29 protein-coding genes and 1 tRNA gene are annotated in these 26765 nt (G+C 65.3%); 15 read left to right on the top strand and 15 right to left on the bottom strand.

The window, feature by feature from the left end; all coding sequences use genetic code 11:
- Window positions 1-198 precede the first annotated feature (198 nt).
- On the bottom strand, window positions 199-1080 hold the full coding sequence (locus BRSPCE3_RS35020; protein WP_244071550.1) for a hypothetical protein: 882 nt from the start codon (window positions 1078-1080) through the stop codon (window positions 199-201).
- A 418-nt stretch (window positions 1081-1498) separates the two neighbouring features.
- On the opposite strand from BRSPCE3_RS35020, the gene BRSPCE3_RS35015 reads away from it, so the two are divergent.
- Window positions 1499-3208 (top strand): VWA domain-containing protein, encoded by a 1710-nt coding sequence (locus tag BRSPCE3_RS35015; protein WP_244071549.1) that lies wholly within the window; start codon window positions 1499-1501, stop codon window positions 3206-3208.
- A 311-nt stretch (window positions 3209-3519) separates the two neighbouring features.
- Here BRSPCE3_RS35015 and BRSPCE3_RS35010 read toward each other — a convergent pair whose 3' ends face one another.
- From BRSPCE3_RS35010 to BRSPCE3_RS35000, 3 genes are all read right to left on the bottom strand, one after another.
- Window positions 3520-4887, bottom strand: a complete 1368-nt coding sequence (locus BRSPCE3_RS35010; protein WP_244071547.1) for an MFS transporter — start codon at window positions 4885-4887, stop codon at window positions 3520-3522.
- A gap of 76 nt (window positions 4888-4963) precedes the next feature.
- Window positions 4964-6493, bottom strand: coding sequence for an aldehyde dehydrogenase (locus tag BRSPCE3_RS35005; protein WP_244071545.1), 1530 nt, complete (start codon window positions 6491-6493; stop codon window positions 4964-4966).
- A complete protein-coding gene (locus tag BRSPCE3_RS35000) occupies window positions 6490-7143 on the bottom strand; it encodes a GntR family transcriptional regulator (protein ID WP_244071543.1) in 654 nt (217 codons plus the stop codon). Before BRSPCE3_RS35000 ends, BRSPCE3_RS35005 begins: the two co-directional genes overlap by 4 nt.
- Before the next feature lie 144 nt (window positions 7144-7287).
- Between BRSPCE3_RS35000 and BRSPCE3_RS34995 the strand changes: the two genes are divergently transcribed.
- Both BRSPCE3_RS34995 and BRSPCE3_RS34990 read left to right on the top strand, forming a co-directional pair.
- Window positions 7288-8085 (top strand): alpha/beta fold hydrolase, encoded by a 798-nt coding sequence (locus tag BRSPCE3_RS34995; protein WP_244071541.1) that lies wholly within the window; start codon window positions 7288-7290, stop codon window positions 8083-8085.
- A 119-nt stretch (window positions 8086-8204) separates the two neighbouring features.
- Window positions 8205-8690 (top strand): Crp/Fnr family transcriptional regulator, encoded by a 486-nt coding sequence (locus BRSPCE3_RS34990; protein ID WP_244071539.1) that lies wholly within the window; start codon window positions 8205-8207, stop codon window positions 8688-8690.
- Here the strand turns inward: BRSPCE3_RS34990 and BRSPCE3_RS34985 are convergent.
- Both BRSPCE3_RS34985 and BRSPCE3_RS34980 read right to left on the bottom strand, forming a co-directional pair.
- The gene (locus tag BRSPCE3_RS34985; RefSeq protein WP_244071537.1) at window positions 8629-9456 is read right to left on the bottom strand and encodes a metallophosphoesterase; all 828 of its coding nucleotides are present in this window, start codon (window positions 9454-9456) and stop codon (window positions 8629-8631) included. The two genes, BRSPCE3_RS34990 and BRSPCE3_RS34985, sit on opposite strands and share 62 nt — an antisense overlap.
- A 379-nt stretch (window positions 9457-9835) precedes the next feature.
- On the bottom strand, window positions 9836-13729 hold the full coding sequence (locus tag BRSPCE3_RS34980) for a PAS domain-containing protein (protein WP_244071535.1): 3894 nt from the start codon (window positions 13727-13729) through the stop codon (window positions 9836-9838).
- A 335-nt stretch (window positions 13730-14064) separates the two neighbouring features.
- On the opposite strand from BRSPCE3_RS34980, the gene BRSPCE3_RS34975 reads away from it, so the two are divergent.
- The 6 genes from BRSPCE3_RS34975 to BRSPCE3_RS34950 all read left to right on the top strand — a co-directional run bounded on the left by BRSPCE3_RS34975 (window position 14065) and on the right by BRSPCE3_RS34950 (window position 17358).
- Window positions 14065-14463 carry a phasin family protein gene (locus tag BRSPCE3_RS34975; protein ID WP_212016897.1) on the top strand — a complete coding sequence of 133 codons (399 nt, stop codon included), beginning with the start codon at window positions 14065-14067 and terminating at the stop codon, window positions 14461-14463.
- Window positions 14464-14755: 292 nt separating this feature from the next.
- Window positions 14756-15190 carry a phasin gene (locus BRSPCE3_RS34970; protein ID WP_244071533.1) on the top strand — a complete coding sequence of 145 codons (435 nt, stop codon included), beginning with the start codon at window positions 14756-14758 and terminating at the stop codon, window positions 15188-15190.
- 184 nt (window positions 15191-15374) lie between these two features.
- Window positions 15375-15451 (top strand) — tRNA-His (locus tag BRSPCE3_RS34965).
- 220 nt (window positions 15452-15671) lie between these two features.
- Complete coding sequence (locus BRSPCE3_RS34960) at window positions 15672-15956, top strand: hypothetical protein (protein ID WP_375710002.1); 285 nt, start codon at window positions 15672-15674, stop codon at window positions 15954-15956.
- Between the two features lie 212 nt (window positions 15957-16168).
- Window positions 16169-16495 carry a hypothetical protein gene (locus tag BRSPCE3_RS34955; RefSeq protein ID WP_375710001.1) on the top strand — a complete coding sequence of 109 codons (327 nt, stop codon included), beginning with the start codon at window positions 16169-16171 and terminating at the stop codon, window positions 16493-16495.
- Window positions 16496-16677: 182 nt separating this feature from the next.
- Entirely contained in the window at window positions 16678-17358 is a 681-nt protein-coding gene (locus BRSPCE3_RS34950) for a ParA family protein (protein ID WP_021081815.1), read from the top strand.
- A 119-nt stretch (window positions 17359-17477) separates the two neighbouring features.
- Here BRSPCE3_RS34950 and BRSPCE3_RS36095 read toward each other — a convergent pair whose 3' ends face one another.
- Both BRSPCE3_RS36095 and BRSPCE3_RS34945 read right to left on the bottom strand, forming a co-directional pair.
- Window positions 17478-17606: a hypothetical protein gene (locus tag BRSPCE3_RS36095; protein ID WP_283843189.1), complete on the bottom strand. Its 129-nt coding sequence runs from the start codon at window positions 17604-17606 to the stop codon at window positions 17478-17480.
- A gap of 174 nt (window positions 17607-17780) precedes the next feature.
- On the bottom strand, window positions 17781-18077 hold the full coding sequence (locus tag BRSPCE3_RS34945) for a DUF4282 domain-containing protein (protein WP_244071527.1): 297 nt from the start codon (window positions 18075-18077) through the stop codon (window positions 17781-17783).
- A gap of 320 nt (window positions 18078-18397) precedes the next feature.
- On the opposite strand from BRSPCE3_RS34945, the gene BRSPCE3_RS34940 reads away from it, so the two are divergent.
- From BRSPCE3_RS34940 to BRSPCE3_RS34930, 3 genes are all read left to right on the top strand, one after another.
- Window positions 18398-18856, top strand: a complete 459-nt coding sequence (locus tag BRSPCE3_RS34940) for a MaoC family dehydratase (RefSeq protein WP_244071525.1) — start codon at window positions 18398-18400, stop codon at window positions 18854-18856.
- Between the two features lie 8 nt (window positions 18857-18864).
- Window positions 18865-19347 carry a MaoC family dehydratase gene (locus BRSPCE3_RS34935; protein WP_244071523.1) on the top strand — a complete coding sequence of 161 codons (483 nt, stop codon included), beginning with the start codon at window positions 18865-18867 and terminating at the stop codon, window positions 19345-19347.
- Window positions 19348-19518: 171 nt separating this feature from the next.
- Window positions 19519-19662, top strand: coding sequence for a hypothetical protein (locus BRSPCE3_RS34930; RefSeq protein WP_167350177.1), 144 nt, complete (start codon window positions 19519-19521; stop codon window positions 19660-19662).
- Between the two features lie 109 nt (window positions 19663-19771).
- Here the strand turns inward: BRSPCE3_RS34930 and BRSPCE3_RS34925 are convergent, their stop codons facing one another.
- From BRSPCE3_RS34925 to BRSPCE3_RS34900, 6 genes are all read right to left on the bottom strand, one after another.
- On the bottom strand, window positions 19772-19909 hold the full coding sequence (locus BRSPCE3_RS34925; protein WP_244071520.1) for a hypothetical protein: 138 nt from the start codon (window positions 19907-19909) through the stop codon (window positions 19772-19774).
- A 227-nt stretch (window positions 19910-20136) separates the two neighbouring features.
- Complete coding sequence (locus BRSPCE3_RS34920; RefSeq protein WP_244071519.1) at window positions 20137-20559, bottom strand: hypothetical protein; 423 nt, start codon at window positions 20557-20559, stop codon at window positions 20137-20139.
- Window positions 20560-20713: 154 nt separating this feature from the next.
- The gene (locus BRSPCE3_RS34915; protein WP_244071517.1) at window positions 20714-21667 is read right to left on the bottom strand and encodes a hypothetical protein; all 954 of its coding nucleotides are present in this window, start codon (window positions 21665-21667) and stop codon (window positions 20714-20716) included.
- A 160-nt stretch (window positions 21668-21827) separates the two neighbouring features.
- Window positions 21828-22262, bottom strand: coding sequence for a nuclear transport factor 2 family protein (locus tag BRSPCE3_RS34910; RefSeq protein ID WP_244071562.1), 435 nt, complete (start codon window positions 22260-22262; stop codon window positions 21828-21830).
- A 450-nt stretch (window positions 22263-22712) separates the two neighbouring features.
- Window positions 22713-22973, bottom strand: coding sequence for a hypothetical protein (locus BRSPCE3_RS34905; protein WP_050422442.1), 261 nt, complete (start codon window positions 22971-22973; stop codon window positions 22713-22715).
- Window positions 22974-23074: 101 nt separating this feature from the next.
- Window positions 23075-23527 (bottom strand): nuclear transport factor 2 family protein, encoded by a 453-nt coding sequence (locus tag BRSPCE3_RS34900; protein WP_244071515.1) that lies wholly within the window; start codon window positions 23525-23527, stop codon window positions 23075-23077.
- 284 nt (window positions 23528-23811) lie between these two features.
- Between BRSPCE3_RS34900 and BRSPCE3_RS34895 the strand changes: the two genes are divergently transcribed.
- The gene (locus tag BRSPCE3_RS34895) at window positions 23812-24930 is read left to right on the top strand and encodes an alpha/beta fold hydrolase (protein ID WP_244071513.1); all 1119 of its coding nucleotides are present in this window, start codon (window positions 23812-23814) and stop codon (window positions 24928-24930) included.
- Window positions 24931-24994: 64 nt separating this feature from the next.
- On the opposite strand, the gene BRSPCE3_RS34890 is transcribed toward BRSPCE3_RS34895, so the two are convergent.
- A complete protein-coding gene (locus BRSPCE3_RS34890) occupies window positions 24995-25831 on the bottom strand; it encodes a hypothetical protein (protein ID WP_244071511.1) in 837 nt (278 codons plus the stop codon).
- A gap of 142 nt (window positions 25832-25973) precedes the next feature.
- Here BRSPCE3_RS34890 and BRSPCE3_RS34885 point away from each other — a divergent pair, with 142 nt between their 5' ends.
- Entirely contained in the window at window positions 25974-26213 is a 240-nt protein-coding gene (locus BRSPCE3_RS34885) for a hypothetical protein (protein ID WP_244071510.1), read from the top strand.
- A gap of 80 nt (window positions 26214-26293) precedes the next feature.
- Window positions 26294-26485: a hypothetical protein gene (locus BRSPCE3_RS34880; protein ID WP_244071508.1), complete on the top strand. Its 192-nt coding sequence runs from the start codon at window positions 26294-26296 to the stop codon at window positions 26483-26485.
- Window positions 26486-26765: the final 280 nt, after the last annotated feature.

Raw genomic sequence — 26765 nt, 5'->3', positions numbered from 1 at the left:
CTCGCCCTCATTGCCGTTGCTCGAAAGCTGCTCACCATCCTCAACGCCATGATGCGCGACAGAAAGCCCTATCGGACAGCCCCTTCAACATAACAGTTGCCGGGTCAAGCCCGGGACGACACTGAATGTGCGGTCCGAGTTTAGGTCAAACATCCGCGTTCTCGCGCCAGAATGCATCCACCCGCGGAACGCGTGGCGTCATGGAGCGTGCTTGCTATTGGTCGTGATGAAGTCGGCAATCTTGTCGACGGCCTGTGTCTCGATGCCGTAGTAACCGTGTGCCGCATAAGCCTCGCACGGCGTCGACCTGGGCGGATCACCGCCGCTGAGCAAAGCGATCTCCACTTTGGCAGCCTGCGTCAGGCGCTTCGCAAGCGACTGCGCGTCAACGGCCGGCGTGTACTCGCAGGCATCTTCGCTGTGCGACACAATGAGGGTCGGCACCTTGATCTCGGGCAGCGCCATGCTGATGACGCCGTCCGGGTAATTGCTGGCGATATCAGGGAAAGCCTTTGCGAAGGCAGAACCCGGCGCAATGCGGGTTACGGTCGACGTCAGCACGAGGCCGTCGATTGAGCCTGCCGCGATGCCGTCGCGGCCGGCGGCGATGGCGCCGCGCGCCGCCGACCAACTGCCTGCGCTGGTGCCGACCAGCCACACCGGCACGTCGGCATGGCGCTTCATGTAATCGGCGACGGCGCCGATATCGATTGCGTGGTCGCTGCCTAGACGGAATGATGCGCTCATCCCGTTGGATTGATCGGACGGAGCGTCGATGACGGCCACCATGAAGTCGTGCGCGGCGAATTTCTCGCGGCTGCGCACCAGGAAGTTTCCGGCTACGAAAGCGTATGGCCCCACCTGCGGAGGCGGCTCCCTGTTCAAGCGCAGGCTGCCGCTTCCGCCGGCGAACAGGATGACGGACGCGATTGCGTGGTCTGGCTTGATCAGGATGAAGCCCTGCTGCACGCCGCGCGGCGTCGCGATCGAGACGACCGACGCGGTTTCTCCGAACGCCGCGTTGCAGGTTGCAAGTGACGCTATTCCGAGCTGGGCAATCAGGCGTAACGCGCGATTCATGAGAGGCTTTCAGCACTCCCTCGTCCCCAGGTAGGGGCGACGACACCGACAAATCGTAACAAGACCATGGTGGCGCGCAATGACATTAGGCGAGCTCCGTGATGACGCTCACATTGCCGAAACCGCAGCCCGCAACTCCGGAAGCAATCTAAATCGTCATCCGCGTGTCGCGTCAGGCCAAATGCGTGTCGCAATAGTCCAAGCGTTCCGGCGCAAGTTACGTCAATAGAAGGTGTTTTGGCGTTTCGTTGCGCGCGCACCGCAATTGTGTCGCGTCAGCAATCCGGCCAACAAAAAACAAAATCAAGATCGAAGCAGGGCGCGGCTGGGGCAGGGCGACGGGTGATCTCACGACACGCGTCGCGCCGTCCGCAGTCGTCTTTGCCCTCCGATTGTCTCCATCATCGAGGACTGATCCGTGATCAAGGTTTTTTGCCGCTCGTTCGTTGCCGGCCTGCTGTCGCTTGGCCTGGCGTCGCTGTCGTCTCCTGGCGCCGAGGCGCAGACCCAAACCCAAGCTCAAGGGCAGGGGACGGACACCATTCTCGTGCTCGATGCATCCGGCTCGATGTGGGGCCAGGTCGACGGGCAGAGCAAGATCTCCGCCGCGCGGCAGGCGGTCGATGCCATCCTGTCGAAATGGAATCCCGCCGATCGTCTCGGCGTGATGGTCTACGGTCACCGCTCGAAGGGCGACTGCAAGGATATCGAGCTGATGGTGCCGGTGAGCAAGTTCGATCCGGCGCGGATCAAGGCCGCGGTCGACGGCATCAATCCGAAGGGCAAGACGCCGATTTCGGATTCGTTGCGCGCGGCCGCCGAGGCGCTGCATTCGACCGAGAACAAGGCCAATGTGATCCTGGTCTCCGACGGCATCGAGACCTGCGCGCCGGATCCGTGCGCGGCCGCCGCCGAGCTGAAGAAGGCCGGCATCGGCTTCACCGCCCATGTGATCGGCCTCGACGTCGCCGATCCCGCGGCGAAGAGCCAGCTGCAATGCATCGCGCGCGCGACCGGCGGCGTCTATCTCGATGCCGGCAATGCGTCGAGCCTGACCGGCGCGTTGACCAAGGCGGTGGCGGCGACGCAAGGCACCAAGGTCGTGAGCGAAGCGCCGCAGAAGCCGGCCGCCGATCCCTATCTCGGCAAGAACATTCGCGGCGTGGCGCGGCTTGCCGAAGGTCTCGACCCGATCAGCGACGAGGACGTCAACTGGGGCATCTACAAGCGCGCCGGCGACGAGAAGGGCGAGCATGTCAACACCTTCTACGGCGCGCCGTTCGCCGACAACATCGCGCCCGGCGACTACATCGCGGAGGTGACCTACCGGCAGCTCAAGCGCGAGTTTCCGCTCAAGGTCGAGAAAGGCAAGCAGGCCGTGCTCGATGTCATCCTCGACGCCGGCTACGTCACCAGCGAGGGCGCGGTCGCCGGTCGTGCGGGCAAGGTCGATGACGTGGTCTGGCAGGTCTCCGACAAGGGCGGCAGGCTGGTCGCGCAGGAATACGATGCGGTGCCGCGCTTCGTGCTCGGCGCGGGCAGCTATGTGCTGACCTTGACCAAGGGGCAGTCGAAGACCAGCAAGCCGTTCTCGGTCGCCGCGGGTGACGCGAGCAACGTCCAGCTCACCCTCGATGTCGGCAAGCTGATCGTGACCTCGACCTACGCCGAGGGCGGTCCGAAGGTCGAGAAGGACATCGTGGTCGCGGTCTACCAGCCCTCCAAGGCCGACGGCGACGAGGGCGAGAAGGTCGCGCAGGAATACGACGCCGAGTCCAAGTTCGATCTGCCGAGCGGCAGCTACGACGTGACGGCCGTGGTCGGCGAGGCCAAGGGCACGGTGCGCGCGGAGGTGAAGTCCGGCGCGCCGACCCGGATCAACGTCAACCTGAACGCGGGCGTGGTCGGGATCAAGACCGACGGCGCGCAGGAGATCGATATCCTCAGCGCCGAGCGCGACCTCAATGACGAGCGCAAGCGCATCTCGGTGAGCTATGACGCGGCCTATAACGTCGCGCTCGGCGCCGGCGACTACGTCGCGGTCGCCATCTATGCCGACGGCCAGAAAGTCGAGAAGCCCTTCTCGATCGCCGCCGGCAAGCGCCAGACGGTGGAGATCAAGCAGTAGGGCAAAGCGACGTCACCGCGCGCGTGACCGCTCGTGGCTTCGTAAGGTGAGCACACCTCTCAGGCTCCCTCCCCCCTTGCGGGGGAGGGTGGGAAGAGGGGTGAGTCCCGGGCGGGATGATTGAGAGGGGCACCGACCGACGCAATTGCGTTCGCTTGTCGCCGTTACAAATTCGGAGAGAGCGTGCCGTGTGGCTACCCCTCTCCCCAACCCTCCCCCGCAAGGGGGGAGGGAGCCCGTCCGCTGGTGGCTCCCCTTACGAGCACTAACGGCTCCCTCGCCAGGAAATCGACGAGGACGCTCGCGCTGCTTCACGACGCTTCCTGCGGGACCGCGGATGGCGCGTCCTCGCCCTTGAGCTCCTCGAGGCTGCGGTGCCGCGGCTCGATGCCGAGTGCCCAGACCGTGATGATCTGCACGATGAGAAGCCCGATCATCAACGCCATCACGCCGGCGACGCCGCGCGCCTCGAACAGCATCACGACCAGGAATGGCGTCACGATGGTGGCGCCGCGGCCGAGCGTGTTGACGATGCCGGACGCGCGCAGCCGCACCTCGGTCGGGAATAGTTCGGGAATGTAGATGCCGAACAGCAGCGCGACCAAAACGTAGATCGGCACTGTCAGCGCGAAGCCGACGGCGGGCAGCAAGAAGGGATCCGAGATCATCGGATAGATCACGCCGAGGATGATCGTGATCAGCGAGGCGCCGATGATCGTCGGCTTGCGGCCCCAGCGGTCGGCGGTGAGGGCACCGATCGCCGAGCCGATCGGCGCGCCGAGCGCCATCAGCAGCGCGTAGCCGAACGAGGTCGCGACCGAGAGGCCCTGCTTGATGAAGAACACCGGCAGCCAGGTCACGAAGCCGTAGAGCAGCGTATTGATGGTGATCAGGCAGACCGCGCCGACGATCATGCGTGACAGCAGCGGCGCGGTGAACAGCGTGGCAAGATCGGGCGACACCGGCGCCGGCGCCGTGACCGCGGGGGCCGGCAAGGGCTGGCCCTGAGCGGCCTCCTTCTCGATCGCCTGCAGCAGCGCCTCGGCCTCGGCGGTGCGGCCCACCGCCTCCAGCCAGCGTGGCGATTCCGGCAGCGATTTGCGCAAGTACCAGACGATCAGGGCGCCGATGCCGCCGAGCACGAACATCGCGCGCCAGCCGAACAGCGGCACGACCACGGAGGCGACCAGCAGCGCGATCGGCAGGCCGGTCACGACGCAGACCGCGGTGAAGCCGAGCCACTTGCCGCGGCTGCGGGCCGGCACGAACTCGGTCATCGTCGAATAGCCGACGACGTTTTCGGCGCCGAGGCCGACGCCCATCACGAAGCGGCAGGCGATCAGGAAAGCCATGCTCGGCGCAAATGCCGCCGCCAGCGACGCGATGCCAAAAAGCAGCAAATTGAACTGGTAGGTGAAGCGACGGCCGTAACGGTCGCCGAGGAATCCGGTGCCGAACGAGCCGAGCATCATGCCGACGAAGGTCGCGGAGATGAACGCGGCATTCTGGGCAAGCGTCGAGAACCCGGTCTTCAAGGTCACGCCGAGCACGGTGCCGGCGATGTAGATGTCGAAGCCGTCGAAGAACATCCCGATTCCGATCAGGATCATGATGCGGCGATGGAATGGTCCGATCGGCAGCCGATCGAGACGGCTCCCGGCATTGACCGATGTCGACATGTACGCTCTCCCCTTGCCTGTTTCCTCGTTGCTGCGGCCCGCCATCTGTGGGCGGTTTGCCGCTGCTCGATCCCTGCTAGTTCAATCGGCGCTGGCTCGCCGTGTCGCGATACCAATCGAACGGCTGTTCGTGGGTCGCGACCATCACGCTCTTGGTGTTGAAATGGTCGTCGAAGCTTTCGGTGCCGCATTCGCGGCCGATGCCGGAATCGTCGACGCCGCCCCAGGGCGATGCCGGATCGAGCCGGTGATGGTCGTTGATCCAGACGATGCCGGCCTTGACCGCGGCGGCGACGCGATGGGCGCGCGCGACGTCGCGGGTGCGAATGGCGGCGGCGAGGCCGAACGGCGAGTCGTTGGCGAGCCGTAGCGCGTCGGCCTCGTCCTTGAACGGCGTCACCGAGGTGAACGGACCGAACACCTCTTCCTGGAAGATCCGCATGTCGGATTTGACGTCGGCGAACACGGTCGGCTCGACGAAATAGCCGTTGTCGTGACCCGCGACCTTCGCGGCCACGCCGCCGGTGAGCAGCCGCGCGCCGTCCTCACGGCCATAGCGTGCATAGGTGAGCACGCGGTCGCGCTGCCGCGCCGAGATCACCGGCCCAAGCTGGGTGTTCGGATCGAAGGGATCGCCGATCCGGATGCTGCGGGTCTTGGCCTGCAGCTTTGCGACGAACTCGTCGTAGATCGAGGCCTGCACGATGTGGCGCGAGGCGCAAACGCAGGTCTGGCCGGCGCCGATGAAGGCGCCGAATGCTGCGTAGTTGACGGCGCGGTCGACGTCGAAATCGTCGAAGATCATCACCGGCGTCTTGCCGCCGAGTTCCATGGTCTGGTGCGCGAACACTTTCGCCGCGGCGCTGCCCGCGATGCGGCCGGCTTCGGTGCCGCCGGTCAGCACCAGCTTGTCGATGTCGCCGTGCTCGGCCAGCATCTTGCCGGCGCTCTGGCCGAGCCCGAGCACGATGTTGAAGACGCCAGGCGGCAGGCCTGCCTCGCTGAAAATCTGGGCGAGCTTCAGCGTCGTCAGCGGCGTGTATTCCGACGGCTTGACCACGGTGACGCAACCGGTCGCCAGCACCACGGCAAGCGACTTGCACAGGATCATCAGCGGATGATTGAACGGCGTGCAGTTGGCGACGATTCCGATCGGCGTGCGCAGCGTGTAGTTCAGATAGGAGCCTTCGACCGGGATGACGGAATCCCGGCGCGCCAGCGCGAGCCCGGCGAAATAGCGGAAGAAATCCGGCAGCCGCGACAGCTGCGCGCGGGTCTCGTTGACGGGGCGGCCGTTGTTCAAGGTCTCCAGCCGGTACAGCGTGTCGAGATTGGCTTCGAACGCGTCGGCGAGCTTGTTGACGAGCCGGGCGCGTGCGCGGGTGTCCATGCCGCCCCATGCCTTGCCTTCGAACGCCGCGCGGGCGCTCTTCATCGCGCGGTCGATGTCTTCGGCGGTGGAGTTCGGGATTTTCGCGATGACGTCGCCTGTCGCGGGATTGCGGACGTCCAGCAGCTCGCCGCCTGCGGCCTCGACCTCGCGTCCGTCGATGAAGTTGCCGTGGATCTCGACGTCGATCGTCGCGGGCTTCGAGGGAATGTTCATGCGGACCTCTCTTCGACGATGACGGCGTTGCGCTCGAGCGCCGGCAGCACGCGCTTCTCGGTGGCGGCGATGTGCGCCTTGATGATGCGCCCCGCGGTGCGGGCCTCGCGCTGCTGCATGGCGTCGATCAGCGCGACGTGCTCGGCCACGAGCTTCGCCGGATCGTGGCCTTTCAGGTTGGAGACGCTGACCCGCACCAGCCGGTCGGCCTGACCGATCAGGTCGCACAGCGTCGTCGCCATGCGACGGTTGCCCGATGCGTGCGCCAGCGCCGAGTGGAAGCCGCGATTGTAGGCGATGAAGTCCTCGTGGCTGCCGGAGAAGCGGCGGAATTCATCGAGCGATTTCAGGACGCCGTCAGGCGCACTCTCGATCGCTTCGGCGACGCAGGCCGGCTCCAGCGCGAGCCGGAAGCGCAGCAGGTCGCGTGCATCGGAGAGCGAGATCGGATTGACCCGGTAGCCCTGGCGGGGCTGCACCGTCACCAGATGCTCGCGCTCGAGCCGCAGCAGGGCGTCGCGAACCGGCTGCCGGCTGACCGAATAGCGCTCGGCGAGATCCTGCTCCCGTATTTCATCACCCGGCGCAAATTGGCATGATAAAATATCAGAGCGCAGATTTTCGTAGATATTTTCCCGCAGAAGGATCATTTGTCTTGGCTCTCCTGCCTATAAAATTGCATCTTGTGAAATATCACGTCAAGCCAATTTGCTTGAAATCCGTGTGATTTGATTTATCAAAGGCCGCGCAGGGGGCGTCTCGGGCCTCCCGGCGCGAATGGAAAGAGACCGGCAATGGACAGGCTTTTCGCCAACCGCACAGTGAACGCAGCCGTGGCCGGCGACGGGCCGCCGCTGGTGCTGTTTCACTCGCTGCTGTCGGACCGCGCGAGCTTCGATGCGATCGTGCCCGAGCTTGCCCGGTCGTTCCGGACCGTCGTGCCGGAACTGCCGGGCTTCGGCCGATCGGCCACCGTCGAGGGCGGCCTTGCCGCCGTCGCCGACCGGATGGCGGATGCGGTGCACGATGCGGCTGATGGCATGCCGGCGATCGTGCTCGGCAACGGCTATGGCGGGTTCGTCGCGCTGCAGATGGCGATCCGTCACCCGGCGATCGCGAGCCGGCTGATCCTCGCCGATACCGGCGCGGCGTTCTCCGAGCCGGGCCGCGAAGCGTTTCGCAACATGGCGAGGGTGTCGCGTGACAAGGGACTTGCCGCGATCACCGAGGTTGCGATGCGCCGGCTGTTCGCGCCGGATTTCCAGGCGCAGCATCCGGCGCTGATGCAGGATCGCCGCGAGGCCTTCCTGCGCACCGATCCCGACGTCTTCTGCGCGGCCTGCGACGCGCTGGCGAGCCTCGATCTTCGTGCCGAACTCGGCGGCGTGTCGGTCCCGGCGCTTGTCGTGGTCGGCGAATACGACGAGGCGACGCCGCCGGCAATGTCATACGAGCTGACAGCCGGACTGCCGCAAGCCAAGCTCAGGGTCATTGCGGGATGTGCCCATGTCCCGCAGCTGCAATCGCCAAAGCTGTTCCTGGATACGATCGGCAGTTTCCTGTCGATCAGAGACGCCGCGCCCGCTGCGTGACGGCCAGCCGCTCGCGCCGTCGCGGCGGCCTGCCGACAATTTGGGCATACCGCCCGGCTAATCCCGTTCACCTCGGCCGCATCTCCGCCTAGTCTGACCGGAGACGGAGACCAAGCGGCATGCGGGCGATCCTTGACCATTGCACCGGCGGCAACAGGCGCAGCCTGCCGGCCGGCATGGATTTCATCGCGGAGGGCGGCAAGACAGGTCATCTGTTCGTACTGCTCGAGGGCAAGGTGGAAGTCATGAAGGGCGACAGTCTGGTCGCCGTGATCGACGAGCCCGGCGCGGTGTTCGGCGAGATGAGCGTTCTGCTCGACCGGCCGCACAGCGCAAAGGTGCGCACGGCGTCGGATTGCGTGCTGTACGAGTTCGACGATGCGGCGTCGTTCCTTCGCCAGCAGCCCGCGGTGGCGCTGCTGATCGCCCAGCTATTGGCGCAACGGCTGCACGTTGCCACGACCTATCTGGCCGACCTGATGCATCAATATGCCGATCACGGCACCCATCTGGCGATGGTCGGCGAGGTGCTGCAGAGCATGATCAACCTGCCGCCGATGCAGGTCGCGCCAGGCTCGGATCGGCAATCCGATCCAAGGATATGAGCCAGTCCGGCGCCTCGCTGAGCGGCGTTGCCGGCCGATGCAGGGGGGCGTTGAGATCGACGATCTGCGCGTCGCCGGCGGCGAGCCAGAAGGCTTTCTCCTGGGTGAGATCGAGCACGATGTAGACCGGCGGCCGGCCGGGCTGCAGGCCGGTGTTGAACACCCAGGTGGTCCCGATCCGGTCGAACCACGAGCCGCTCGGGATGAACGGCGATTGATGCACGTGGCCCGAGATCACCATCGCCGGATGATGGCGCTCGATCCAGTGCAACAGCTCGACGTCGCCGAAGAAGCGCTTGCCGCCCCAGCTGATCGGGGAATCCGCCGGCGGTGCGTGATGCACCCAGACCCAGCGGCGGTGCGGGATGGCGGCTGCCGCGCGCAGCTGGTCGTCGATCCGCGCCTTGACCAGCGGGCCGTCCCACCACGGGCACACCGTGAACAGCGTGTCGCCGATGCTCAGATTGTCGCCGTCGCAGGCGACGCCGAACTCCCTGATGCCGGCAACCCAGCGCGCGACCTTCTCGCCGTCCGCGTTGCGCTCGTCGAGATCATGATTGCCGGAGCAGAAGATCACGCGCGTGAGGCCGGCGAGCCGCGCGAGATATTTCGTGACGACGACGATCTGGGCGCGGAAATCCACCGCCGAGCCGAGATTGAGCGCGTCGCCGGCGAAGATCACCAGATCGAATTGCGGCGCGGCCGCCAGCAGCCAGTCGAACTGCGGCAATGAATAATGCAGGTCGGCGACGACGAGACAGCGCATCCGGCGAGATCCAGATGCCCGCGAAAGCGGGCGGGTTCGTAAGATAATGAATTTCAAACAATCGGAATTGCAGCAAGATTTATGCCGTGCCGCCGAGGTCCGGCGCGACAGATTTTCGCAGTGCGCAGATATGCGCCGCTCGAACGGCGTGAGGCGAGCACGTCGCTCAGGCCCCTCTCCCCTTGCGGGAGAGGGGTGGCCCCGGGCGCGATGATCGAGGAAAGCCTCGTTCTCGCAATCTCGATCTCGTCGTTCTGCAAATGGAGAGCGCGCGCCGTGTGGCCACCCCTCTCCCCACCCTCCCCCGCAAGGGGGGAGGGAGCCCGTGCGCCGGTGCGCCCCTTACGCCTGCGACAGAGGACGCGCGCGCGCCGCCCGCTCACGCCCTTGCGGCGGCGTGGGAGAATACGATCTCGATCAGCGTGCCGGTGCGGCCGCCGGTCCTGATCTGGAATTTGGCGCGGTTGGCTTCGACCAGCGCCTTGGTCAGCGACAGACTGACGCCGCCGGCGCCGGCCTGATCGGACGGCGCAGGCGCCCGGAACGGCTCCAGCGCGGCGGCGACCTCGTTGTCGTTGAGGCTCTGGCCGGTGTCGCGCACCCGCAGCATCACCTCGCCGAAGTCAGACAGCGCGGTCGAGACGATCACCTGGCCGCCGGCATTGGCGAGATGGATCGAGTTGCCGATCAGGTTCAGCGTGATCTGGCGCAGCGCGCGGGCATCGGCGACAACAGGCGGCAGCGTGTGCGCGAGCGAGGTGCGGATGATGATGCGCTCGCGGTTGGCCTGCGGCTGCATCACGGCGACGCAGCTCTCCACCATCTCGTTGAGATTCTGATTGGTGAAGGCGAGGTCGAGCTTGCCGGTCTCGATCCGCGACAGGTCGAGCAGGTCGTTGACGATGGCGATCACCCGCTCGCCGGAGGCGCGGATGTCCTTCATGTATTCGGCATAGCGCTCGTTGCCGAGCGCGCCGAAGCGCTCCGATATCATCACCTCGGCGAAGCCGATGATGGCGTTGAGCGGCGTGCGCAACTCGTGGCTGATCCGCGCCAGCATGTCGGATTTGCCGTTGGCGGCGCGCTCAGTGAGCCGCCGCGCCTCGCGCAACTCGCCTTCGCTCTTTTTGGCCTGCGACAGATCGCGGAACACGGCGAAGAAATTCGGCCCGTCGGCGCGGGTGCGGCCCATCGTCACCGACAGCGGGATGATGCCGCCCTGGCGGACGCGGCCGAGCGTCTCGCGGCCGTGGTCGAGCAGGCTCGCGACATCGGGGGATTTCACGCTCGCAAGATAATCGGCGATGCCGTGCTGGCTTTCCGGCGCGAACAGGTCGGCGAGATTGTGCGTGATGAACTCGTCGCCGTCATAGCCGAACAGCGCCTCGGCGCTGCGGTTGCAGGAATGGATGTTGCCCTCGGCATCGAACATGATGATGCCTTCGGCCGCAGTGTCGAGGATCGCACCGAGCTCCTCGGCGTCGGCGTGGCCGGCCTGCGGCGGCGGCGGCGCAAGCACCGGCTCGGCGATGGCGGCCGGTTCGGGATCGGACAGCGCGGTGGCGACCGCGGCATCCTCGTCCAGCGTGCGCGAGAAGATCAGCGCCAGCGCGGCATCATCGTCCCAGCTGATGGTGTGCAGCCGCGCCTCCGCGGACACCGACTGCGCGCCGTGGTCGCCGTTCTGGTTCGCGGAGATCGTGACCGGCGTGCCGGTGCCCGACGTGCTGCTCGCCTGCGAGACGCCGGGTTCGACATAGAGCGCGTCGAGCCCGCCGGCGGCCTCCAGCGCGTGCAGGCTGTCATAGCCCATGCGGGCGAGGAAGGCGTGGTTGGCATAGAGCAGGCGGTCGAGCCGGTAGATCAGGATGCCGACCGGCAGCAGATCGAGCAGCGCGCGGTCGCGGCGGGAATCCGCGCGCGGCGCCGGCGCGGCTTCGCTGAGCCAGCCCGGCTTTGGCGCCTCGGCCGGCGTCGCCTGCGGTATGGCCTCGTCCTGCTGTGGCGGCGCCTCGGCCCGCCGCGGCGGTTCGCTTGGAGCGGGATCGTCGGCGACCGGCTCTGCGCTCGTGGTGTCGTTCGTCGTCGCGGTGAGGCCGGCCTCGTTCTCGAGCCGGGCCGACAATTGGCGGGCGAGCTCGTTGAAGGCGTTGTTCTCGACCGGCGTCAGCGACGGCGGCCGTGCGTCGCCGGCGGGGCGGAACGGCACCACGTTCGGTGGCGGGTCGTGACGCACTTCGTGCGTTTCCTCGTGCGTTTCCACGGCGTGATCCGGATCGGCTTGGTGTGAAGTCTCTGCTACGGGCTCGGTCAATTCCTCGGGTGGTGTGATCGCATTCGTATCGGGCGGCGGCTCCGCATGCGGCGGAGGATCATCATACGGCGCGGTAGGCCCTGGCGGCGCATCGGTGCGCGGCGCCGGCGCGACATCGGCCGACAGCGATTGCGGCGCGATCGCGCCGCTGAAGAACTCATAGCGGCGCAATGCGGCGAGTCGCGCAAGCCCGTCGAGATCACGACACACACCAAAGCCGCGATAGCCGGCGAAATTCCGGTTGCGATCGAACACCGGCAGGCCGGACAGCTCGACCGGCAGCCGGCCGCCGCCGTCGACCGGCCAGTGCAGCGTGATGCCGCTCCAGGTGTCATGGCTGGCGAACGCCTTGAGGACGCGGCCCTCGGGATCGACGCCAAAACTCTCGGCGATGTCGCTCCAGAGCCGGCCGAAGCCGGCCGCGGTGTGCAGCCCGATCAGGCGGGTGAATTCGTCGGAGCCGAGCGAGAAGCGGGCCTCGTGGTCCATCTGCCACATGAAGCGCAGCGGATGCCGCCGGATCGGCAACGGCTCGTCGTGCCAGGATGGCGGTTTTACCGGCGCCAGCGTTACGGGCTCCGGCAACGCGGCCGGCGGCGGTGCGGGCACATCCGCGATCGCATCAGGCGAAGGGACGGGATCGGCGGGCGGCATCGCGATTTCCGGCGCGGGCGCGTGCGCCGCCTCTTTGAGATCGGGCGCGGGCTCCGGCTTGGGTTCATCAACGGGCGCTTCGATCAGCGCGTCCGACAATGGCTCCTCGACCGCGGCGATTTCGTCGGGCGTGGTGTCGTCAGGCGTGGTCTCGGCCAGAGCTCGCTCCGTATCCGCCAGTTCTGCCGACGCGAGCGGAGGAGCAAGATGCGCAGGCGCTTCGGCCTGCGTCTCGGCGGGCGCTTCGATCAGCGCGTCCGATATTGGCTCCTCGACTGCGGGAGTCTCATTGGGCGTCGTGTCGAATGCCACGGCCTCGACGCGCGCGGTCTCTGTGGACGTCTCTTCTGATCCGGGAGATGGAGCCGCGACCGCAGGCTCGGCCTCAGTCGCGCCGACGATTGGCTCGATCGCGACGCGCTCGTCCAGTTGTGGATCCAGCGCATCGAACAGTGTTAAGGCGGCCGGCGTCTCGCTGACCGGCGCAGGGGCCTCTTCAAGTACTGCGGGCTGTTCAATAGCGGCAGGTGCTGGCAGCGGCTCGACCACCGCGACCTCTTGCGGTGCTGCTGCGCCCACTGCTGCTTCCGGCGCAGCCGTCTCCGGCTCAACCGGCTCGGGCACGATCGGCGCCGCCGGCTTGGCGGCGAGATGCGGGCCCGGCTTGATCAGCGCGACCAGCGCGCGATCGGCGCCGCGGCCGATCCGTTGCAGCACGACGCGTCCGATCGCGACATTTGCCGCGGCGCGGCCCTGGGTCAGCGCCTCGTCGCGCGCGGCATCGAGACCGGCTTCGCCGAGATCGTGCAGGCCGGGCAACGCGCGCGCCGCCTCGTTGGTTGCGGTCAAAAGTCCATCGCTGGTGAACGCAGCGGCCGGGCGCGGCAAGCCCTGCACCAGCCGCAGCAAGCGCTCGGCGAGCGACAGGCCGCGCCCGGTCGCATTGAGCGCCGATACCAGGATGCCGTGGCTGCCGTCCGAGAGCTCGATCCGCCTGCAGCCGCAGGTCGCAAGCATGCCGGGCGCGGCGCCGAAACCGCGCAGCCGCTCCAGCCGCACCGCGCCGCCGCCATCGAGCCTGGGGCCGAGCCGCGCGACCTGGCGGCGATGCGGATCGGCCGGGCCGAAGCTGCGCTTCGCGAGGTCGGCGCCGTTGGCGGCACCGAATACCTGCGCGCCGGCCGGATTGGCCCACAGAATCCGTGCGCCGTCGGCCGACCACAGCCACGCGGGCAGGGGGCTCGTCGCATGGTCCGCCAGCCTGACATCGCCGAGCGCCTGGATCTGGAATTCCGCGTCAATCATCACGCAAGATTTGACCGCATGGGTTTGGCTTCTTCCTAAGCTTTGCCGAGACGCCGGCAGCCGCAGGACGACAGCCTTAACAGAAGGTTAGTATCGCAACTGGGGGGCGGCAGGTCCATGTCCGCCAGCAGCCTGTAGCAGGCAAAGCCGGGATAACGTTAACTTGGCTGAACGATCCACAGCGGTTTAGCGTTGTTGGGTAGAGCCGGCTGCGACGGCGTGATGCGGAACCGGAGGCACCGCGTCACACCTGCGATCGCACGGCCGCGATATATCCTGCCGCGCGCCCGCAGAGGCCAACCGGCGGGCCGATCACCAAGCGAGGGAGAACGACCATGAGTGACAACGGGCGTGACCATTTCGAGATCCCCAAGTTCGAAATCCCCAAGGACATGCGGTCGATGGCCGAGGCGAGCTTCGACCAGGCGCGCAAGGCGTTCGAGCAGTTCGTGACCAATGCGCGAGACACTGCCGGCAAGATCGAGGAGCGCAACGCCACGATGCGCGCCGGCGCCAAGGACCTGTCCACCAAGGCGCTGTCCTACGCGGAAAAGAACGTGCAGTCGTCGCTGGACTACGCCCAGTCGCTGCTCAAGGCCAAGGACCTCACCGAGGTGATGCGGCTGCACAGCGAATATGTCCAGGGCCAGATGCGCTCGCTCGCCGAGCAGGCCAGCGAAATGGGCCAGGCCGTCAGCCGTGCGGCGATGGACGCCGTCAAGCCCAAGAACTGAGGGGGCACTGACCGGCAGCTGATCCAGGCTGATTCCGGCCGATTTTGGCCGGCCAACCTTGGTCGGGCGCGGTAACCCCATATTCCGCCACATAAAAAATGTGGCGTTGCACGCGATCTTACGTTGCGTTGCACAATCTTGACATGATATGGGTGTTTATTAGGCGCGCCCGACGAAGGGCAATCCCGTGAATCAAGGCAGCGTGATCCATTTCAACGTTCCCGGCTTCAATTGGTCCGGGGGCGTCCGCAATGGTCACATCTACTTCACCCGTTGCGAAGGATTACACGTCATGACCACCCCGTCCGATCCGTTCTCCGCCTCGATCATCCCGTTTGAAGTTCCCGAGCAGATGCGCGCGTTCGCCGAAAAGGGCGTGCTGCAGGCCCGCGACAGCTACGCCAAGTTCAAGGATGCCGCCGAAACCCACAACTCGACGGTCGAGGCCGTGTTCACCTCGGTGAGCAAGGGCGCCAGCGAATATTCGGCCAAGCTGATCGAGTTCTTCAAGGCCAACACCACCTCGTCGCTCGACTTCGCCCAGGAGCTGTTCAGCGTGAAGTCGCCGACCGAAGCGGTCGAGCTGTGGACCTCGCACACCCGCAAGCAGTTCGAGACCTACACCGCGCAGGCCAAGGAGCTGGCCGAGCTCGGCCAGAAGGTCGCCAGCGAGACCGCCGAGCCGATCAAGGCCAGCGCCTCGAAGTTCTACAAGCCGGCCGCCTGATCTTCGGCCCGAATGAGATTGCGAAAGGCCCGGCCCTTCGGTCCGGGCCTTTTTGCTGGATGGGGCCGTCGAACGGCCCGAGATAAGAGCGGAAATCGGCGCGTTACGGCCTTGCCAAAGGCGGGCGTTGCACCTAGTTTCCGCCGAAATCGCCGCCCCCCTTTGCGGGGCCGTGCGTCAGGATGCAGTTGTAGCTCAGTTGGTTAGAGCGCCTGTCTGTGGAACAGGAGGTCGGTGGTTCGAGCCCACCCAACTGTACCATCCACACCATCACCCACCGCGACGTCGCAAGATCGGGCCAACATGCGCTCGCGCGCCGTCTGCCTGATCGCCGCTGGCGTGTCATCTCGCCCGCTTGCACTTCATCGTCGCATCACCCACACTCTCCGAAACGACGCCTAAACGACACCTTAGTGCCACCTTGGGGGGATGCATGGGGATCGCCGGTTCGAGGAGTTTTTCGTTTGCGTTGATTGCAGCGGTGGCCCTCGCGGCACTGCTGCTGCCGGGCCGGGGTGAGGCCTACACACCCGACCAGCAGCAGGCCTGTACGCCGGATGCGTTCCGGCTCTGCGGTCCCGAGATTCCCGACGTCGATCGCATCACGGCCTGCATGATCAGGAACAAGGCGCAGCTGTCGCCGGCCTGCCGCGCGTTCTTCCGCGGTGGCCCCGAACCGCGCGAGGCGAGCGAGCGCGTGGAGCGGCGGCCGGTGGCGAAGCGGAAGGTTTCCAGGTCGCACAAGACGAAGAAGCCGGCTCACTGACCTGCTCCCATCGCGCGCACGCAAGAGTCCCCGACGGGTTTGTCGTGACGCGAATTGCCCTGCGCCTCGCGCGAGAACGCGTGCTGGATCGCGTGGCGGCGATTTCAAGGCTGCGATGCGCGACAGACTGACGCCTTGTGACGCTGTCACGCAGCATCATCTTTGGGGTTGTGTTGTTTGCCAACTCCGTTCCCGTTTGTGGAACGGTTGGAGTGGGACGCGTGAGCCAATACTACAAGCAAGAGATCGATCGGCACTTCGCCTGGTTCGAGGCCAAGCTTCCGGAGAAGCCGGCGCGCTTCGTCGCGTGGCTGCGCAAGCCGTCGTCGCGCTATGTGCGGATTCCGCTCGCGATCCTGCTGATCATCGGCGGCATCTTCAGCTTCCTGCCGGTGCTCGGACTCTGGATGCTGCCGCTCGGACTCCTTTTGTTCGCGCAGGATGTTCCGTTGCTGCAGAAACCCACAGCGCAATTGCTCGGCTGGATCGAGCGCAAGTGGATCGCGCGCGAGCGCGCCAAAGCTGCCGAAAAGCGCTAGGCGGTGAGTCAAATCAAGCGCTTAGCACTTCCATTTTCGGTTGTGTCATAAGTGCAGTGTGACTCAAAAAGCAAAATGCACCGGTAATCTTGGCCACTTTGCGGATTGCAAGAAGTTTCTTCTTTCGCGAATCAGCGTGCTGATTCATTTTCGCCTCCTGGGGTCAATCTGGAGGCCGACGTATGAACGTGATTGTTTTCGCTTCGCGTAAGGGGGGCTCGGGAAAAAGTACCCTGGCTGCCCACCTCGCCGCGCAAGTGCACAAGGCAACGAAGCCCTGTCTTTTGATCGATGCCGATCCGCAGGGCTCGCTGACGCTCTGGCATAAATTGCGCGGCACCAACGAGCCGGCGATCAAGACGGCGGTGAACTCGGTCAGCGGGATCATTGCCCAGGCCAAGCGCGACGGCATCGAGTGGGTGTTCATCGACACGCCGCCGAACCTGTCGGCCGTGGTCGACGATTCCATCAAGAACGCCACGATGGTGATCATTCCGGCGCGACCCGGCGTGTTCGACGTCAACGCGGTGCAGGAAACCATTCAGACCTGCCGCTCGATGCGCAAGCCCTACGCCGTGGTGATCAACGGCGCGCCCGCGCAGCGTGACGGCGCCGAAAGCCGCATCGTCGCGATCGCCCGCGAGGCGTTGGCGAAATTCCGCGCGCCGGTGTGGAGCGGCCAGATCACCAACCGCGCCGACCTTCTGATGGCGCTCGGCCAGGGCGAAGGCGCCCGCGAATATTACGCGGAAGGCCGCGCTGCCGCCGAGATCAACCGGCTGTGGGCCGCGATCGAACGCTCGATCAAGGCGATCCGCGGCACGGCGTCGGCGTCCGGCGCGATGCACAAGCAGGCGGCGTAACAACGCCGCTTTGGTTCGAACTGGAAAGAACGCGCGGCACTCGCGCGTTTTTTGTGTGTGAAGCGACCAGGCAATCTCAGATTGCCTGGCTGACGCGTGCTAAGACGCGATGGATGGCCTCACGCCACCATCAGCAGATAGAACGCGATCACCGGCACCAGGGTCAGGATCACCGACCAGATGCCGACAGCCCATAAAATATCCTCGGTCGTGAAGCCCGGCGCGGCGCCCGGCCTCACGGCAATCAACCCATTCCTCGAATTCACGACGCCCCCGCGTTGGTCTCAAGCGGCAATGCAGAGACCGATACGCGCGCGGCTTTAAGATCCCGGCTGGAATTTCGCTGGCATTTGCACGCAGGTGCTACTTCGGATTAACCACAGCCCGGGGCGGCGCGACGCATCCGCCGGAGCCTGAAGGTCTCAGTGCACGCCGCCGTCGCGATCGCGGATCGCGCCGAGATGCTCGTTGATCCGGAATACGATCAGGATGAACTCGGCGGCGATGCGCGAGAACACGATGCCGACGAAGACGCTGGCGATCGACGCGAGCAGCTGGATGAAGCCGACGAACGGGCTGATCGCCATCGCCGTGAGGCTCCACAGGATGCCGGAGATCCCGAACAGCACGATGACCGCGATCACCAGCCAGTAGAACGTCTTGATGATCGTGGGGGTGATGAAGCGGTCCCACTGAAACAGATCCTGGAAATCGAACATCATGGTTCTCCCGGCAGGCCCAAATATGATTCGCGTCGCGTGCATCCTACTGCGTCACCCCCGGCGTGATCACTTCATCCCGGGAGCCTGCGCAGCAGGCGTCCGTCGGGACGAGGCGTTCGCCGGACCAATGGTTCAGGGCGGCGCCACAGCGCCTCCGCAACCAGAGGGGTCGATACCGCAGAAGCCCAATCGGTCCCGCCTGTGGCGAGCCCCGGACCGGGCGCCGGCAGTCCAGGGGCGAGCTATGCGAGTGGGCCGGTTGTGATTGCTGCAAATAACGGCCACAATCGGGCTTCCCTCCGGCATATCCTCACCCAATGACCACGCTGACCTTCGAAGATTTCAAGCCGGGCCGCCTCGGCACGTTCGGCCCGCGCCATGTTTCACGCGAGGAGATCCTCGCCTTTGCCGCCGAATTCGACCCGCAGCCGATGCATCTCGACGAGGCGGCGGCGAACAGATCCATGCTCCGCGGCCTGTCGGGCTCGGGCTGGCATCTGGGCTCGCTGATGATGCGGATGCTGTTCGACGGCTTCATCGGCCGCACCGCCTCGCTCGGATCGCCCGGGGTCAACGAGATGCGCTGGGTGGCGCCGCTGCGTCCGGGCGACGATTTGACGCTGGACGTCGACGTGGTCGAGGCGCGCGTCTCGAAGAGCCGGCCGGAGACCGGCATCGTCACCTTCAAGGGCACGATCCGCAATGCGCGCGGCGAGATGCTGTGCGAGATGGAGTCGCCGATCATCATCAGCCGCCGTGACGGCGTGAGCGCATAGGAGAGATCATGCGCTTCTTTGAAGATATCGAGATCGGCGCCCAGCGCGCGTTCGGCTCTTTCACCTTCACGTCCGAGGACATCAAGCGGTTCGCCGCGCAGTTCGATCCGCAGCGCTTCCATCTCGACGAGGAGGCGGGGCGCAACTCGCTGTTCGGCGGGCTCGCGGCATCGGGCTGGCATGTCGCGAGCGTCTGCATGAAGCTACTGGTCGCCGACGGACAGCGGCTCGCCGCGGAAGCTGCCGCGCGCGGTGAGACGGTCGCGGTCTGGGGACCCTCGCCGGGCTTCCGCGAGCTGCGCTGGATCCGCCCGGTGCTGGCAGGCGACACCATCAGCTTCACCAACCAGATCGAGACCAAGCGCACGTCCGAGAAGCGGCCCGAATGGGGCATCCTCCAGGCCCGCAATACCGGCGTCAATCAGCGCAATGAGGTGGTGTTCTCGTTCCTGGCGACCGCCTTCGTGCCGCGCCGCAATCCCGGTTCCTGATGTTGCCGGCGCGCCTCTGATGTTGCCCGGAGGCCATGGTGGCAGACTAAGTCTGCTGCCGACGTCATTGTGCGTTGCGTGGAACTCATTTTTTGCTAACGCATTTTGAACCTTTGTCCCTGCCTATGGTTTGAGAGCACGGACATCCGGGCGAGCACTACTGGGGATATCATGGCAGATCGCAGCGCGCTGAAACTCGTCGGCATTATCTTCGCCACGGTCACAGTTGTCGTGATGCTGGCGACCGGACTCGTCGTGAAGGGCTTTGCTGACGGCAACTACTCCTTCGAGACCACCGCGAGCATCGACCGCTGATTGACCTTCTCTGACCGCGGGGGCGCTCAACGAGCCGCCCGGTGCGCGAATTTGCGTTTTTCAATGTGACTCGCCGGACGGCTGCGTCACACTTCTCTCAAGCTTCAGCTTAACGATTCCAGATCAGCACCATCACGACGGTCGCTGCTGCCAGAATGGCGACGAACCGGATCATGATCGTGCCGATGCCCTGCTGCGGCTGGCGCAGCGGAATCGGATCGGCGTTATCCGGCCGGACGCTCTGCATGAATTGGTCTCCAAATGGACGCCCCGCAGGACGTGGTCCGGACGCGCATCCCGGATTGGACGCGGGTTCGGCATGTAACGTTCAAATCGGTGTCTGCAAGAATTGACGTCGCGGAGTTTACACCGCGCAGAATAACGAATCGTTCTGCGCCTAATCGGGCACGCAAAACGAAGCCGCCGCCCCCGGTTCGGGAGGCGGCGGCTACTCGTCCTGAAGACTGAGCTGTGTCAGCTGTTGCGCAGGCCGTCGGCGGCGCGCTTCCACTGCGAGACGTTGTCGGCGATCATGCGCGTCGACTTCATCGCGGCCTGGCTGAGCTGGGCATAGCCGGAGATCTCGCGCTGGACGCGCTGGCCCTCGGCATGCAGCAGGTCGCGCAGGCTCTCGAGCTCGCCGATCAGCTTCTCGATCTCGGCAAGCGAGGTGCCGGCGACGCGCTGGATCAGCGAGTTGACGTTGCTGACGGTGGCGTCGGTGTTGGCATCGGTCGGCGCGGTCTCCGGGCTCGCCACCGGCCGGCGCAGATAGGCAATGTCGTTGCGCACGAAGTCGCGGATGCCGGCTTCGACTTCCGAGACCGCAGCAAGGTTGGAATCGACCTCGGAAGTCGTCGCTTCGGCGGCGTCCTCGGTACGGTTGGTGGCGTTCATCGGCTTTCCCCTGGTTCGCAATAGCGAAGCGCGGCTTGTCCCCCGCACGACGAATTGATGAAGTTACGGACCTATCAGTCCCGCCGAATTTGACCGCATCTGGGCCAAGTTGGGGCAATGCCTGATCATTAGCGCGACAGGGCTAACAGATCGTTCACCATGAGCGCTTGTAGCCGGCGCCGATGCTCTTGTTGATCGTGCCCTGGGCGGTCTCGCCGACCGAGCCGGAGACGGTGACGCCGTCGAGCAGCTTCTGCTGGGCGCCGATCCGGCGCAGCCATTTATCGTCGGAGGTCGACAGCGTCTGGCCCGCGGTGATGCTGGTGCCGCTGTCGTTAACGGACAGCCGTGCTGACTGGTCGGTGTCGTAGCTGCGCGACGGGCGGCCGTCGATGCCGGGCACCGGGACCACGCCCTGCTGGATCAGATTGTAGCCGCCCTGCAGCGTCAGCGAATACTGATCAGACAGCGGCACCGACTTGCTCAGGGAGGTCCCGACCTTGCTCTGGTCGGCGCCCGGATCGACCCGCGCCTCGACCGAGGTCTTGTCCCAGATCGACGCCACGCCGCCGGTCGAGATCGCGGCCCAGGCCGAGCCGCCGGACTGCGGCAGGCTGCCGCCATTGGCGAGCCGCTCCGACAATTGCTCGGAGGTGGTCATCGTGCCCTGTTTGGCAACCGTCATGTCGACGCCGACGCGGGTGTCGAGGAAGGGCGAGACCTGCTGCTTGACCGATACCGCCGACGAGCCGTTGGCGTTGTTGTTGGTCGACCAGGACGGATCATTGCCGGCGACGCCGCTGCGCTTCGCCGCGCTCTTCGGCGCCAGCGTCGGCAGGCTGGTGGAATCGGTATCGAGCTGGCTCCAGTCGAGCTTGCTCTCGTCGATGTCCTTCAGCATGTCGGCGTCATTGGCATCGGCCGTCGGCGGCACCGCGTCGGCCGATGCGTCGGTCTCGTCCTGGGCGTCGCCCTTGGGGGTATCCTGGACGGCGGGCGTGATCTGCAGGGGCGGGCTCTGCGCCGTGGCCGAAAGCACCAACGCCATGCTGAAGCCGGCCGCCAGCACCGGCAGCCTTGCCCAGCCAAATCGCAATGTCGAAGTCATTCCCAGCCCGCAAATTCCAGAGCCTCAGCATAGATTTGCCGTGGCGCAAAATTGTGGCATTTGGCGCTGCGAAAGCAAGTGATCAACGCGTGATCGTCCGATCCAGGGCACCGCGAAGCGCGCGTGCCGGACAGGACGAAGGCGTGAAGTCGGAAAGCCGTCAGACCGCGATGCGCGGCAGATGGATCGGGTAGCCGACGGTCTGCTCGACCAGGTCGAAACTGTCGACCAGCACGCGGAAGCTCGTGAGCTTGCCCGACCTGAACTGCGCGAAATGCGCGATCCGGAGCGAGATCGGCTTGTTGGAATCCAGCGCCGTCAGCGAATAACGCAGCATCGACGCTGCGGAATCCACGCCCAGCATGATCGATTCCCGGTCGAAGCGGTGGACCCTGAGGTTCTCGCCGATCTGCCTGATCACCTCGAGCACGGCGGCCTTGCCGCGGCGCGATCCGAAGAAGGAAAACAGGTCGATCGGCCCATAGATGGACCACTCGACCTCGTCATCGAGCAGCGGCTCGATATCCGTCAGCTGGCGTTCGTTGATCGCGCGATGCAACGCGCGCGAAAAACGCCAGAGGCTATGCTCTGTCATTTCGGTCTCGTCCTGAAACTGGATTTTCAACGCAAACGAATGGCAGGGGGTCAGCGCCGACGCCCTGCCAGGTTGCTGCACATCGCTATTGGACGCTGAAATAGTGCCGAACGGCAAAAACGCAAATGACTTTTTTGCAATGCACAATTGCAGTGGTCTTGACCGGAATGTGACCGCCGCCGCTGGCGCATCACGCGGGGCCAGTGAGGGATACACCGGTGGCAGGGTTCCCTCCCCCCTTGCGGGGGAGGGTTAGGGAGAGGGGTGGCCACTCGGCAATCCCTCTCAAATTGAGTTTCAACGATGCGAGGCTGGAATTGCAACATCGACGCTGACGTCGATCGTCTCGCCCGGGACTCACCCCTCTCCCCAACCCTCCCCCGCAAGGGGGAAGGGAGCCTGACGAGCGGTGCTCACCTTACGCAGCAAGTGACGCTCGCTTTTTGCTATTCAGCGGTCGCGCTGCCGCACCGGCTGCCGCTCGATCACGATCTCGGCGTCGCGGATCGCCACCACCGCGAACAGCAGCGCCCCGCCGATGCCGCCGATCGCGGCGCCGAGCGGCATGAAGGTGAAGAACACCAGCGTTCCGCTGTCGAGACCCGAGGTTCTGGCCATTCCGATCCAGGTGAGCCCGGCTCCGATGCCGAGGGCGGCGCCGCCAAGGGCGCCCAGTGCAAGACCAAGCACAGCGAGCAATGCGACTTTCATGGTGATTTCAGCCCCGACCGCAACAAGCCCAGTGATAGGTCAGCGCCGGGCGTCCGAGGTTCAACGCTTGCGGTGGGGAATTTCCCGAGCCGGGCGGAGGACTACTTGGCGTAGTCCGCGGGTTGCCCGATCAGTGCCGCGGCAACGTCGCGCTCCAGCACCTGCTGGACCAGATCGAAGGTGTCGATGATCTCGCGAATCTCGGTGATCTGGCCGTCGCGCAGCGTGTAGAACACGGCGACGTCGAACTGCACCACACGGCGGTTGCCGCGCTTGCGGAAGAACACCCGCAGCTGGGCCGCGACCTTGTCGCCTTGCGCCACCACGATCGGCGCCTCGTAGCGCATGTCGGAATAGCGCTCATGGATCGTGGTCCACATCTGGCGCAGCGCGGCCTTGCCGCGGTGCTGGCCCATATGCGGAAGAATGTCGATAGGGGCGTTGGCCAGAAACGCGACATCGTCGCTGCAGCGATCGAGCGCGCCCTCGATGCCGCCGGCATAATAGACGTCGAGGAAGTTCAGCACGCGCTGCCGGTTCAAATCCTCGCCCATCGTCGACTCCGCCGGTTCCATCCGACTCGCCTTGGCTTGCCCCGGCCCACATTGTGAACCGAAGCGTTGCGTAATCAAACACATGTTTGACGCGCGGGACCGGATTAGGTTCGGCAACCAACACGTGCATTGTGGCACAAATTGCACAGCGCGCGGCGGACGCTCCGTGACGAGACCCGCGGCCGCCCGAATCTTCCTGCCCGCGGCCTTGCCGCAGCAGGGCCGGCCCGTATGCTTTGCGGCGCAAGGCGGCCGAACAGAGCCGCCACAATGGGGAGAGACCGATGAAGCGCATCACCCAATTCGCGGCCGTGCTGGCATTGCTGGCAGGACCGGCGATCCTGCCCGTCCTCGCGCATACGCCGCAGCAGCCTCCGCACCAGCTCTACAATGAAGGCGACCTCAAGCTGGAGAGCGGCGAGGCGATCAAGGATTTTTCGATCTCCTACGTCACCCACGGCACGCTGAACGCGAAGAAGTCCAACGCCATCCTGATGGTGACCGCGATCTCGGGCAACCATCACCGGCTCGATTTCATGATCGGCCCCGGCAAGGCGCTCGATCCGGACAAATATTTCATCGTCTGCACCGATGCGATCGGCAACGGGCTGACCACCTCGCCGAGCAATTCGAAGGCGCAGCCGCGGATGCAATTCCCGAAATTCGCGATCCGCGACATGGTGGAATCGCAGTACCGGCTGATGAAGGAGAAGCTCGGCATCGACCATGTGGTTGCGGTGGTCGGCCCGTCGATGGGCGGCATGCAGGCGCTGCAATGGGGCGTCAGCCATCCCGACTTCATGGACGCGCTGGTCGCGATGGTGCCGCTTGCAAAGACCCCGGCCTGGTCGGTCGCGGTGATGGAGGCCTCGCGCAAGGCGATCATGAACGATCCGGCGTGGCAGGACGGCAATTACCAGGCGCCGCCGGAGAAGGGGCTGAAGCTGTTCCGCGACATCGTCGCGCTGCTCGCGGCTCGCACGCCGGACATGTATGTGGCGCCGTTCAAGTCCGGTCCTGACGTATTGCCCTGGATGGCGGAGCAGGAGACCGCGCTGTGGAAGCTGTTCGACGCCAATGACTGGATCTACCAGAGCTGGGCCTATGACCGGCACGACGTCGGCACCACCGCCGGCTTCGGCGGCGACACCGCCAGGGCGCTGGCCTCGATCAGGGCGAAGACGCTGATCATGACCGGCACCAAGGACCTGCTCAATCCCGAGTTCGAGCCGAACGCGATGGGCAAGAACATCCCAGATGTGACGATCAAGACGATCAGCCCGGGCACCGTGACCGGCCACGCCTCGGCCGGCGGCTTCTTCCCGGCGGATGTCGAGTTTCTCAACCGCGAGACCGGCGCGTTCCTCGACGGCGTGACCGATGGCGGCAAGAAATTGAACTGATGAAACTGCGCTGCGCGATCTCTGTTGGTCCGCCGGCGCGGCCTCTAATCCGCTGGCGCGGGCTTTAGTTCGCCGGCGCGGCCTTGCCCGTCGCGAGGTCGATGATGAAGCGCTTTTTCTTCTCATTGCCTTCCGGCACGAAGGCCTCGCCGGGCAGGAGGTCGTGGAAAAGCTCCTTCGGCTTCGCGAAGCCTTCGCCGCAGGCGGTGCGGATGATGTCGTCGTCGGCGTAGTCGACGTCGACCGCAACCGTGTTGCGGCGCGGGCCGGCGGCGAGGTTGGAAAGGCCGAAATATTTCGGACCCTCGTTGCACATCACGACGTTGGAGCCATAGGCGCTGACCGCATCCTCGGCGCGAAGCAGGAAGTCCGGCGCGATCGCGATCCGCTTGCCGGATTTTCGCGAAAACTCCATCCGCGCCACCGCGGTTTCGAGGATGCCCTGGCCCATGTGACCGACCGAGCAGATCAGCACATCCTGCTGGTCGTCCTTGGGCAGCACGATGCAGTCGTGGCCCTGCGCGCCGGGCAGGAAGCGGATGAAGCGGGTGGCCTTGCCGTCCTGCTCGAACAAAGCGACGCCGCCGAAATCGGTCGCGTGCGGCTCGCATTCGCTGTCGTAGTTGACGACGAGCAGCGGATTGCCGGCGGCGAGGAAGCGGCCGGTGTAGCGCTCCTTGCTCAGCTTGACGTCGCAGGCGCGGCCGCCGTCCGGATAGGATCTTGCCCGCGAGCAGGCCGATCCCTTGATATTGCCGGCGGCGCAGAAGGTCGCGAGCAGGGCGCGGTCGCTGTCCTCGGCGCGGGCGGGGCTTGCGATGAAGAGGCTTGCGATGAAGAGGCTCGCCGCCGCGCAAAGGACCGGGGTGCCGGAGGCCAAAGCAGTGTGTGATGTCCGCATGATCTTCAAAAACGCTGTCCGCAATGCGGCGGCATTTAGAGCATGATCGGGGCCTGTGCGCAGCGAATTTCTGCGGCGGGCCGATGGGAACCGGCGCGGTGGCTCGGCCGTTAATGACGCATCATTGCATTGGAGCTGCATCATGAAGTCTTTTCTTCTCGCACCCGCCATTGCCGTCGCCGCGCTTGCCATGGCGTCACCCGCCGACGCCAAGGGCTGCATCAAGGGCGCGGTCGTCGGCGGCGTCGCCGGTCATTATGCCGGCCATCACGGCATGCTCGGCGCTGCCGCCGGCTGCCTTTACGGCCGCCATCACGCCAAGGAGCAGGAACGTCAGCGCCAGCAGCAACAGGCGCAACCGTCGCAGCAGGAGAAGCTGTAGGACACGATCAGTTGTGAAGTCTGATCTCCGGAACGCCGCCCGCCGGGGCGGCGTTGTCTCCTTGCGTAACGGAGACGATGATGACGAAACCACTGAACAAGACCATCCAGCCCGTTCCCGACGACAACAAGAGCCACAAGGGCGCCGGCAGCAGGCCCGCCGTTCCCCTCGACACCACCAAGGGCCATCGCGACGACGAGAAGCACAACATCCGCGAGCAGGCCGCACACGGCAATCTGACCCAGAACACCAGCAACAGGCGGTCGGGGTAGACTTCGGGATCGCGCAGCAAACCCCACTGTCGTCCTGGCGAAAGCCAGGACCCATAACCACAGGGTTGCGTTGTTGAAGCAAGCTGGGGCCCCAGCGTCGCGCAACATTGGACAGTCGGGGTAATGGGTCCCGGCTTTCGCCGGGACGACGTGGGTGGGATTCCGTTTCACACGTCAAACAGCTCGTAGCTCTTAGTAGCTCGTAGGATGGGTGGCGCGAAGCGATACCCATCCTCTCATTGCGTGGCCCGATTGATGGGTATCGCTGCGCTCGACCCAT

The sequence above is a fragment of the Bradyrhizobium sp. Ce-3 genome (genome assembly GCF_022835695.1).
In the GTDB taxonomy this organism is placed as follows: domain Bacteria; phylum Pseudomonadota; class Alphaproteobacteria; order Rhizobiales; family Xanthobacteraceae; genus Bradyrhizobium.
This window is presented reverse-complemented; position numbering and strand designations above follow the sequence as displayed.